The sequence below is a fragment of the Bacteroidales bacterium genome (genome assembly GCA_012517825.1).
Lineage (GTDB): Bacteria > Bacteroidota > Bacteroidia > Bacteroidales > JAAYUG01 > JAAYUG01.
On sequence record JAAYUG010000149.1, the window covers coordinates 1 to 10,195 of the forward strand.

At 44.9% G+C, this 10,195-nt stretch carries 10 protein-coding genes; all 10 read left to right on the plus strand.

Annotated features, from left to right (window positions below; all coding sequences use genetic code 11):
- Positions 1 to 332: 332 nt before the first annotated feature.
- Positions 333 to 1,679, plus strand: coding sequence for a hypothetical protein (locus GX419_10475; GenBank protein ID NLI25117.1), 1,347 nt, complete (start codon positions 333 to 335; stop codon positions 1,677 to 1,679).
- Complete coding sequence (locus GX419_10480) at positions 1,651 to 2,121, plus strand: HAD hydrolase family protein (protein NLI25118.1); 471 nt, start codon at positions 1,651 to 1,653, stop codon at positions 2,119 to 2,121. Before GX419_10475 ends, GX419_10480 begins: the two co-directional genes overlap by 29 nt.
- A gap of 97 nt (positions 2,122 to 2,218) precedes the next feature.
- Entirely contained in the window at positions 2,219 to 2,620 is a 402-nt protein-coding gene (locus tag GX419_10485; GenBank protein ID NLI25119.1) for a hypothetical protein, read from the plus strand.
- 69 nt (positions 2,621 to 2,689) lie between these two features.
- Complete coding sequence (locus GX419_10490; GenBank protein NLI25120.1) at positions 2,690 to 3,091, plus strand: HEAT repeat domain-containing protein; 402 nt, start codon at positions 2,690 to 2,692, stop codon at positions 3,089 to 3,091.
- 108 nt (positions 3,092 to 3,199) lie between these two features.
- The gene (locus GX419_10495; protein ID NLI25121.1) at positions 3,200 to 4,417 is read left to right on the plus strand and encodes a cation:proton antiporter; all 1,218 of its coding nucleotides are present in this window, start codon (positions 3,200 to 3,202) and stop codon (positions 4,415 to 4,417) included.
- 89 nt (positions 4,418 to 4,506) lie between these two features.
- Positions 4,507 to 6,183, plus strand: a complete 1,677-nt coding sequence (locus GX419_10500; protein NLI25122.1) for a long-chain fatty acid--CoA ligase — start codon at positions 4,507 to 4,509, stop codon at positions 6,181 to 6,183.
- A gap of 259 nt (positions 6,184 to 6,442) precedes the next feature.
- Positions 6,443 to 7,405 carry a PstS family phosphate ABC transporter substrate-binding protein gene (locus tag GX419_10505; GenBank protein NLI25123.1) on the plus strand — a complete coding sequence of 321 codons (963 nt, stop codon included), beginning with the start codon at positions 6,443 to 6,445 and terminating at the stop codon, positions 7,403 to 7,405.
- A 20-nt stretch (positions 7,406 to 7,425) separates the two neighbouring features.
- The gene (gene pstC, locus GX419_10510) at positions 7,426 to 8,304 is read left to right on the plus strand and encodes a phosphate ABC transporter permease subunit PstC (GenBank protein ID NLI25124.1); all 879 of its coding nucleotides are present in this window, start codon (positions 7,426 to 7,428) and stop codon (positions 8,302 to 8,304) included.
- Positions 8,294 to 9,151 (plus strand): phosphate ABC transporter permease PstA, encoded by an 858-nt coding sequence (gene pstA / locus GX419_10515; protein NLI25125.1) that lies wholly within the window; start codon positions 8,294 to 8,296, stop codon positions 9,149 to 9,151. The genes pstC and pstA overlap by 11 nt, the downstream gene beginning before the upstream one ends.
- A gap of 195 nt (positions 9,152 to 9,346) precedes the next feature.
- The coding region (locus tag GX419_10520; GenBank protein ID NLI25126.1) for a glycoside hydrolase family 2 at positions 9,347 to 10,195 on the plus strand (849 nt) is incomplete at its 3' end.

Genomic DNA, 10,195 nt, shown 5'->3' on the forward strand with positions numbered 1-10,195 from the left:
ATTCAATAAAATTTTAATGTCGTATTTTCCGAAAAATTGATTACATTTGCAACAGGCTATGGAGTTAGCCTTTGACCGCTTAAAAGCTGATAACTCCTGATAAAAATGATCAGGAGGTATGTATAGAGCTCAGGCGGTTTTTTTATTTGTTCTCTTTTCATCAGGGAGTCGGATAGCTCTCCCCTCCCGCTGCCAGTTAGCGAAATATCTGTGCTCAACCGGAAATTTCCCTTTTCCTTCCTGGTTTTCCTCTGTAAGGCTTGCTTTTCTGTCCGGATGGATACTCGCGGTTTCCTTCATCACGAAATGTTTCACCGACAAATGATTGTACAATGAATATTGACAGCCATACATTAAAAGATCTGGAAATATTCAGAACAGAAGACAAAGGGATCTCTGTTTATGACTTCCTTTTTAAAACACAAACCACAGGAGGAGAATTCCGTTTGCGCGAAAAATTCCGCCATCCTCCTGCCTCCCTGAAATCAATGCTTGAACATCAGGAAACCATTGCTTTTCTGGTGAAAAATATCCGGTTGTTCTACCTGCCTTACAATGATCACCAGATGAAATCGCTGGAGGAATATCTATCCACCAATATTGAAGTGGTAAAAGACGATCGGCTTATTGAGTCTATCCGTTTCTGGATCACTGATATCAATGCATTCAATTATATTAAATACAGTCTTCAGGAAATTATAGCGTTTACCTCCAGTTTCTACAAGGTCCTCTACGAAAAAAAGGATCATCTTCCCGTTCTTCTAAGGAAAGCATTTGATGAACTGGATCAGATTTTTCATTCAAAAGAATTCAGGGATATCATTCATCAACAGGTAAAAAAGAAGCCTTCCATCCGTGAAATTCTTGTTGCCGACAGAGTTCTCCGAACCTCCCTCAAACCAAATATTATCAGAATCACTGCCTGGTATTATGAACTGGATGCCCTGCTTGCCATGGCGAAAGCAACCCATCACCATCATTTTACTTTTCCTCTGTTCAGTAACAAAGATGAGGTTCATCTGGTGGCGGAAGGACTGTATCATCCCTTACTTACAAATCCGGTGCCTGTTGACCTTGCGATTCAAAAAGACAGGAATTTTGTTTTTCTTACAGGTCCGAACATGTCCGGTAAAACCACCTTCCTTAAATCGCTCGGCCTTGCCGTTTATTTTGCGCACCTTGGAATGGGCGTTCCGGCCTCCCGCCTTGAACTGACATACTTCGACCGAATGTTTACCAGCATAACAATCACAGACAATATTCTGGCCGGATACAGCTTTTTTTTCAGCGAAGTGGCCCGAATAAAAGACCTTGGGGCTTATTTGAACAAAAAGGAAAAAGTATGCGTCATTTTTGATGAATTATTCCGTGGCACCAATGTTACTGATGCCTATGACGCAACCATCCTGATTATTGAGAAACTGGTCCAATGGAAAAGCAGTATATTTGTTGTCTCCAGCCATCTGCTCGAAGTTTGGAATAAAATAAGCCATTTTAAAAATATTCAGAGCGTATGCTTTGAATCATTTGTTGAAGAGGAAGAGCCGGTATTTACGTATAAACTGCTTCCCGGGGTAAGCAATCTCCGGTTGGGCCTGAAAATTATTCAGAAAGAAGGATTAACTGAACTGCTTCAAAATAAGGATTCCGATGATCACATTGAAAATTCCAGGTCGTAAGACCTTACATATCAAGCATATTGTGCTCGATTACAACGGCACCCTGGCAACTGACGGGATTATTCCCGACGAAGTTAAATTGTTGTTGGAGGAAATTGGCAAACAGGCAGGAATTCATATTCTTACGGCCGACACCTTTGGAAACGCACAAAGTGAATTTGCGGGCATTGACTGCACGCTGGTGATTCTTGCATCTTCAGAACAGGACCAACAAAAGGAAGCCTATGTGAAAAAACTGGGGGCCAAAAAGGTTATCGCCATTGGCAATGGCAGGAATGATGTACGGATGCTGAAAACAGCCGCCCTTGGGATTGCTGTCGTTCAGAAAGAAGGAGCTGCGGCCCGGGCACTGAAAGCCGCTGACATTATTTGTACCAGCATAACAGACGCACTGGAGCTTCTGCGTCATCCCATGCGCATTATAGCAACACTGAGGAACTGATTATGAAATCCACATATTTTTACAAACACAAACACAACGGTAAAAAAATCACGAACATGTGGGTTCCATCATACCATTGAAAATCAATTTTATTGCGATGAAAAAAATTCCTCTTTCTGAAAACCATAACCGGTCAGTTTCAGCCTCTCTGTATATGGTAGAACGGCTGATTAATGAACTCGAAAATGATCTGAACCATCCTTCAGACATGATTCTTTCGCAGGTGATTTATGATGTGGAAGACAAAGATAAGGAACACTTTCTTGCCATCATAAGGGAAATAAAGGAACATATCAGAATGCTGTCTGAAAAGTACAACCTGCGAACAAGGGAGTTGCTTTTCAGCCAGTTGCTTCAGGCCAAAAAATCGGGAATCTGGGTGATTTTATGCGACACCACATCGCAAAGGCTGAAGGGCTACGGTACCTTTCCAAAAGAATATGCCGAAGAATTCGACAATGATATAGCCAGATTGCAAGAACTTGTTCAAAGAATATAAAATTATGGCTGATACCTCATATAGATTATGACAATTTACCGACCGGATTTTTGCTGTAAACACTAAAGAATGCGATTCTTTTGTTCTGCCTGCTGGAATGAGATTGCCCCGGATACGAAGGTTTGCCCTTTTTGTGGTGCTGATATTGAAGCACTTGATGCTTCTTCGTTCGACGAAAAAGTAATCCGTGCTTTTCATCATCCCGATCCTCAAACAGTGAGGCGGGCTGTGTTTATTTCGGGAGAAAAACAAATTCCGCAGGCTATTCAGCCGCTTGTTGAGTTGCTCGCAAACAGCCATGATCCTTATCTTCAGGAAGAAATCATTAAGGCACTCTGCCACTACAATGATCCTTCCCTGATTGGACTGCTGCAAACCTACAGCCGGGCTCCCTATTCTTTCATCGTTCGTAAAATCGCAGACGAGTGCTTTAATAAGCTGCTGAACAAAAAACCACCGACAGAAAAATGATGGTTTTTTAAAAAAATTATACTTTTGCGCCCTTTGGTGATGGAGTTCACCATTAACCGCTGCAATAGCTGATAACTCCTGTGATGTTTAACTTTAAAGGTTTTACGTATGTTATCGATCTATCTTATTGCAGCGTTCTGGTTGGGAATAGCCGTCATTTCAACCATTTTTGCCAATCGCCTGAGGATATCCATGGCTCTTATGGAAATCATCTTTGGGACCATTGTCGGATACATTGCTTTCAAGCTGAACGTTACCGACAAACTTTCCCTCAATGCCGACTGGCTGAAGTTTCTGGCCGGCCTGGCAGCCATTATGCTGACGTTTCTTTCGGGAACGGAATTGAATCCCGATGCCATGCGAAAAAAATTCAAGGAAGTAACCCTTGTCGGGCTAACGGGATTCTTTGCCCCATTTATCGGGGCCGCTCTTGTCGCCTATTACCTGCTTGGATGGGATATTAAGCCAAGTCTCCTTGCCGGAATTGCCCTTTCCACCACATCAATGGCTGTAGTCTATGCCGTTATGCTGGAGTACGGCCTGAACAAGACTTCTTTCGGGAAAAGCGTGCTGGGAGCCTGCTTTGTAAACGACCTCGGAACCGTTATCGGACTGGGCCTCATTTTTGCCCCGTTCACGTATAAAACCCTTGTTTTTGTTGCCGCCCTCCTTGTTGCAATCTTTGTGGTTCCGCCGGTTACGAACTTTCTTATCAGAAAGTTTGCCTACAAGACAGCCGCTATACGAACCAAGTGGATAATATTTCTTCTTCTTGGATTTGCGGTGCTGGCCCTGTGGTCGGAAAGCGAACCCGTGCTGCCGGCTTATATTCTTGGAATGCTGCTGGCAAAAACTCTTGAAAAAGACCACTTGTTCATCCGCAGGCTGCGCACCATGACCATCGGCTTTCTCACACCCTTGTACTTTCTCCGGGCGGGAGCTTTTGTTTCTCTTCCGGCACTCGTCGTAGCACCAATACCTTTCCTGGTCCTTTTCTTTACAAAAGTAGGGTCAAAAATTGCCGGTTTATATCCGGTGATCAGAAGATTTAAAAAGCATAGAACCGAAAAATGGTATTATACCCTTCTTATGTCAACCGGTTTGACGTTTGGGACCATTTCAGCACTCTACGGATTGTCGCATGGAATCATCACCCAGGAACAGTATTCCTACCTTGTTGGGGTTGTGATTGCCAGCGCTGTTATTCCTACCCTGATTGCCAACCGGTATTTCCTGCCAAAACATTTGCTGGAGAAACCTGTTCTGGATGATCAGGTGCCGGAGCCTGAAGATGTTCATAGAAAAAACAAACAACATGATTTATAAATATTTATAAATCAGGTGGTTGACTTTTGCGGAAACAAAAGTCAAAATAAAAGTGTATCTTTGTACATTATTTTAAATTATTCTTCATTTTGCATCAATTTAACAAACTCACAATTCGTGAGGTAGTTCTCCGGTTTAACCGCGAGTACAGTAACAGGCCAGCAGTGTCACTTACTGATTCCGCCCCCCTCACTTACCAGCAACTTACATCTGAAATCGCCCGTCTTCAGGTATTGCTTATCAATATGGGTATTCAGAAGGGAGACCGCGTGGCACTTCTCGGGTCCAGTTCTCCCAATTGGGTCATTTCCTATCTGGCAATCACCTCCATGGGTGCCATTGCTGTGCCCCTGATGCCGGAATTTACCCCGGCTGAAATTGGAAAAGCCCTTAATCATTCAGAAGCGACTCTTCTCATTGCCACTGAAAAGCAGCTGGTCCGGATTGAAGCGGAAGAACTACCCTATCTGCACCACAAAATTCTTCTCGACACATTCACGGTAAAAGATGACAATTATCTGCTTGATGCACCGGTTTTAGGTCCGGAAAACCTTTCGGTACTGCCGGAAGCAGAAGTGGAAGAAGACGACCTGGCGGCCATCATTTATACCTCAGGCACTACCGGGAATCCCAAAGGAGTGATGCTTACACATAAAAACATTGTCTTTGATGCCCTGCAGGGTTTCAGTGTTCAAGACCTTAATACGGGCGATGTACTCCTTTCTATTCTCCCCCTGGCTCATACATACGAAAATACCATCGGTATGATGATGCCTCTGATCGGAGGTTCCTGCATATATTACCTTGACAAGCCTCCTACCGCAAGCATTCTTCTTCCTGCCCTCGCCAAGGTGCGGCCTACCGCCATGCTCAGTGTACCTCTGGTGATTGAAAAAATATATAAGAACAGTGTTTTACCCCGCTTTACCAAAAGCGGGCTTCTGAAAAAACTTTATGGTATTCCCGTTTTCAGGCGCCTGTTCCACCGGATTGCCGGGAAAAAACTGATGAAGACCTTTGGAGGACGTCTTCAGTTTTTCGGAATCGGAGGAGCCAAACTTGATCCTACCGTCGAAAAGTTCCTGCGCGAAGCCCGATTTCCTTTTGCCATCGGCTATGGCCTCACTGAAACCTCTCCCCTTATTGCCGGCGGTATAGGAAAAAAAATTGCCTTTCAGTCCACCGGGCCGGTTCTTCCCGATGTGAAAGTGCGCATCGACCTGTCGGCAGGCACTGAACCCGGACAGGGAGAAATTGTCGTACGCGGAGACAACGTCATGAAAGGTTATTACAAACGACCCGACCTTACAGCCGAAGTTTTGAGTCCTGACGGCTGGTTCCGCACCGGAGACCTTGGTTTTATTGATCAGAAAGGAAACCTCCATATCAACGGCCGTATTAAAAATATGATTATCGGTGCCAACGGGAAAAATATCATGCCGGAAGAAATTGAATCAGTGATCAACAGCTATAACTATGTTGTTGAGTCTGTTGTGGTTAAAAAGAAAGATAAACTGATTGCCTATGTTTACCTCAACCGGGATGAAATAGAAGCCAGGCTGGATGAATTTATTGCCAATGCCAGGAATTCCGGCCGTGATGCCATCAGCAATGCCGAACAGGCCATCGATTTGTTCCTGAAAGACCTTCAGAAATACGTGAACGAACGGGTAAACAAATTCTCCCAGCTTCAGGCTGTTGAATATTATCCCCAGCCTTTCGAGAAAACAGCGACCCAGAAAATCAAAAGATATCTGTATTACTGATCGTCTTCCCTCGGCAAGATCCATCTTTAACTATTCCTTAACATTCTGTTAGCGTTTTCTTTAAACAACGTTACTACCTTGCGTTGGTAGAAATACTGCTATATGTATACCCAAACAGAAGAACCGAATTCACATGCCAGTAAGAAGAAGATCTGCCCTGAACCAAATTTCTTAACAGATGCGATTGCTTCAGAACCTGGCAAAATCTGACAGGAAGTTCTTAACAATTTATTAAAGAATATCATTTAATTCAAATAGTATGAAAAAGTCTTTTATCATTTTATCAGTAATTTTTCTGCCTGCGGCAGTCCTCCTCAGTTCATGTTCTCCCCGTTCCTCTGGTAAGGGAGAGGCACTGACCGGAGAAGTCAAGATTGACGGCTCCAGTACCGTGTTTCCTTTAAGTGAAGCTGTGGCAGAGGAATTTCGCAACAGCTATCCGAATGTAAAGGTCACTGTAGGTGAGTCTGGTACCGGCGGGGGTTTTAAAAAATTCAGCAGGGGAGAAACAGATATCAACGATGCTTCGCGTCCGATCCGACCCGAAGAAATTGAAGCCTGTAAAGCAAATAACATTTCGTATCTTGAGCTGGAGGTAGCTTATGACGGTCTGGCAGTTGTAGTTCATCCTTCCAATACCTGGGCAAAAGAAATCAAGGTATCGGAACTGAAGAAATTATGGGAACCGGCTGCACAGGGCAAAATCATGCGCTGGAACCAGATCAGACCCGAATGGCCCGACAAGGAAATTCATTTGTTCGGTGCCGGTACTGCTTCGGGCACATTCGATTACTTTACTGAAGCCATTGTGGGTGAGGCAAAGAGCAGCAGAGGGGATTATACGGCCAGCGAAGATGATAATGTTCTGGTTCAGGGGATTGCCTCTGATGAACTGGCACTCGGCTATTTTGGGCTTGCCTATTTCGAAAACAACCAGGATAAGCTACGCATTCTCCCTATCGATGCAGAAAACGGAAACGGACCTGTCACCCCTACCGCAGAGACGGTAAAGAGCAAAAAGTACACCCCGCTGTCCCGACCCCTGTTCATCTATGTCAACAGCAAATCCCTCGAAAGGAAAGAAGTACAGCGTTTTGTGTCATTCTACCTTGAACATTGCGGCACCCTTGCTTCTGATGTTGGTTATGTTGCTCTTATACCTGACGAATTGAAGGTTACGCAGGCCCGCTGGGAAGAATTTCAGAAACAGTTTGCCAAATAAGAAACCTTGTTATGGCTGGTCTGAAGAAGCAGGAAAAAGTCATTGAAGGAATTCTTAAAGGAAGCGCCTGGTTTACCATACTGATAACCATTGGTATTATCTGGGTGCTTCTTTATGAAACGGTAATTTTTTTCAGGCATGTATCTTTAATTGAGTTTTTTACAGCCACTGAATGGACACCACTTTTCACTATTAAAAAATACGGGATCCTGCCTCTTCTCACCGCCACCTTTCTCACTTCCTTTATCGCCATTGCCGTGGCACTGCCGCTGGGGCTTACCATTGCCATTTATCTGAGTGAATATGCCAATCCTGCATTCAGAAGAATTGTCAAACCTGTTCTTGAATTGCTCGCTTCAATTCCCACTGTTGTTTATGGATTTTTTGCCCTCACCACCGTAACGCCTTTTCTCCAAAATTTCATTCCCGGCATGGCCGGATTCAATGCATTGAGCCCGGGTATTGTGATGGGCATAATGATTATGCCGCTGATAACTTCCCTGAGCGAGGATGCCCTGTATGCCATTCCCGGATCCATGCGTTTCGCATCCTATGCACTTGGGGCATCGCGGTTTCAGACCACCTTCAGGGTGCTTCTTCCTGCGGCCTCTTCGGGTATCGGGGTTTCCGTAATCCTTGCTATCTCAAGGGCCATCGGCGAAACGATGATTGTTGCCATTGCCGCCGGCCAACAGCCCCGGTTGACGCTCAATCCGCTGGTGCCTGTTGAAACCATTACCACATATATTGTTCAGGTAAGTATGGGCGACGTACCCCAGAATTCGCCTGAATTCCGGTCCATTTTTGCGGCCGGCATGGTGCTCTTCCTGTTTACTTTTGGTATCAACAATCTGGGTTTGTATCTCAAACGGAAATTTTACCAGAAATATGAACTTTAGAACCTATAAACGCATCAGCGACCGCTCCTTTAACATTTTTGGCCTGCTGATAACCCTTTCAGGCCTGGTGGTTCTGGGCATATTTCTCTTTCAGATCGCCCAGAAAGGCCTTGGCAGAGTCAGCTGGCAGTTTCTTACCTCCCTTCCCTCCCGTTTCCCTGAAAAAGCAGGTATTTTTACGGCCCTGATGGGAACTGTATGGATTATGTTTCTGACAGCCCTGATAGCAATTCCTGTTGGAATTATGGCAGCTATTTATCTCGAAGAGTATGCCAAACAGAACCGATGGGGACGAATTCTTGAAATCAATATTTCCAATCTTGCCGGGGTGCCGTCTATTATTTACGGTATTTTAGGGCTTGAAGTCTTTTCACGGACCCTGGGACTGGGAAACAGCCTTCTTACGGGCAGTTTAACCCTGTCTCTTCTCATTCTTCCCATTATTATTGTCTCTACGCGGGAAGCATTGCGGGCAGTTCCTGTCAGCCTCAGGGAAGGATCGTATGCCCTTGGGGCCACCAAATGGCAGACTATATACCGCCTCATCCTGCCATCGGCGCTGGGAAACATTCTTACGGGAGTAATTCTTGCCCTTTCACGTGCTGTTGGCGAAGCGGCACCGCTGATTGTCGCCGGAGCTCTGGTATATGTGCCGTTTGCCCCTTCGTCTCCCATGGACAATTATTCCGTTCTGCCCATTCAGATTTTCAACTGGGTATCCCGCCCGCAGCTGGCGTTTGAAACCAATGCTGCCGCCGGAATCATCATTCTTCTGATATTCACCTTCCTGATGAATGGAATTGCCATTTTTTACCGGAACAGAATGCAAAAGAAGTTTAAATGGTAGAAGCCGATACCAGAGAAAAAGAGATTAACAAAGAGATTTCTCCTTCCCATGTTCCAAACAAAACATTGGCACCTTGAGTGAAAGAATGTTTTGTCATTCTTGAATACTTCATTAACTTTCGCAAGAAATTATCATTTTATTTTTGAATACCGCCCGTGAGGGTGATGGTTTCTTCACGTTAAATATATAATGTATATGAAGTATTTTTCCCTTATTGGCATTCTGGCATGCGCAGCAGCTATTTTGTTTTCCTGCTCAGAACCAACAGCGAATGTTAGAAACACCGAAGACTTTAATTCAGACTGGAAATTTGCTTTGGGCGATTTTCCTGATGCCTCTCAACCCGTATTTGATGATGGTTCATGGAGAACACTCGACCTTCCTCACGACTGGAGTATTGAAGGAAGCTTTTCACCCAATCATCCGGCCGGAACAGGCGGCGGAGCCCTTCCCGGAGGAATCGGATGGTACCGTAAAACCTTCGAAGTTCCTGCTGCCGACAGCACCAAAAAAATATTTATTCACTTTGACGGAGTTTACCGCAATGCCGAAGTCTGGATTAACGGACAGTACCTTGGCAAACGGCCTTACGGATACAGCTCCTTCCGATACGAACTGACTCCCTGGTTGAATTTCGGCGGGAAAAATATCCTTGCCGTCAAGGTGGATAATTCAAAACAACCCAATTCGCGCTGGTATTCAGGTTCGGGAATCTACCGGAATGTGTGGCTTGTAAAAACCGGAAAAATCCACGTGGATCTCTGGGGGACCTATATTACGACTCCCCGGGTCACAAAAGAATCAGCTCATATTGTCATCAGGACGACGGTTAAAAATGCTTCCGCTGCTGACCAAACTGTTACCCTTCGTACAATGGTTTTCAGTCCGGAAGGGAAAAAAATATCCACTCTGAAAACCGAGACGACTATTCCGGCCGGTTCGACAGGCGAAGTAACGCAGGAAGCTACTGTCACTTCTCCAAACTTATGGTCGGTTAGCCATCCTGTCCTTTATAAAGCTTTGACACAGGTGCTGGCCGGAAGC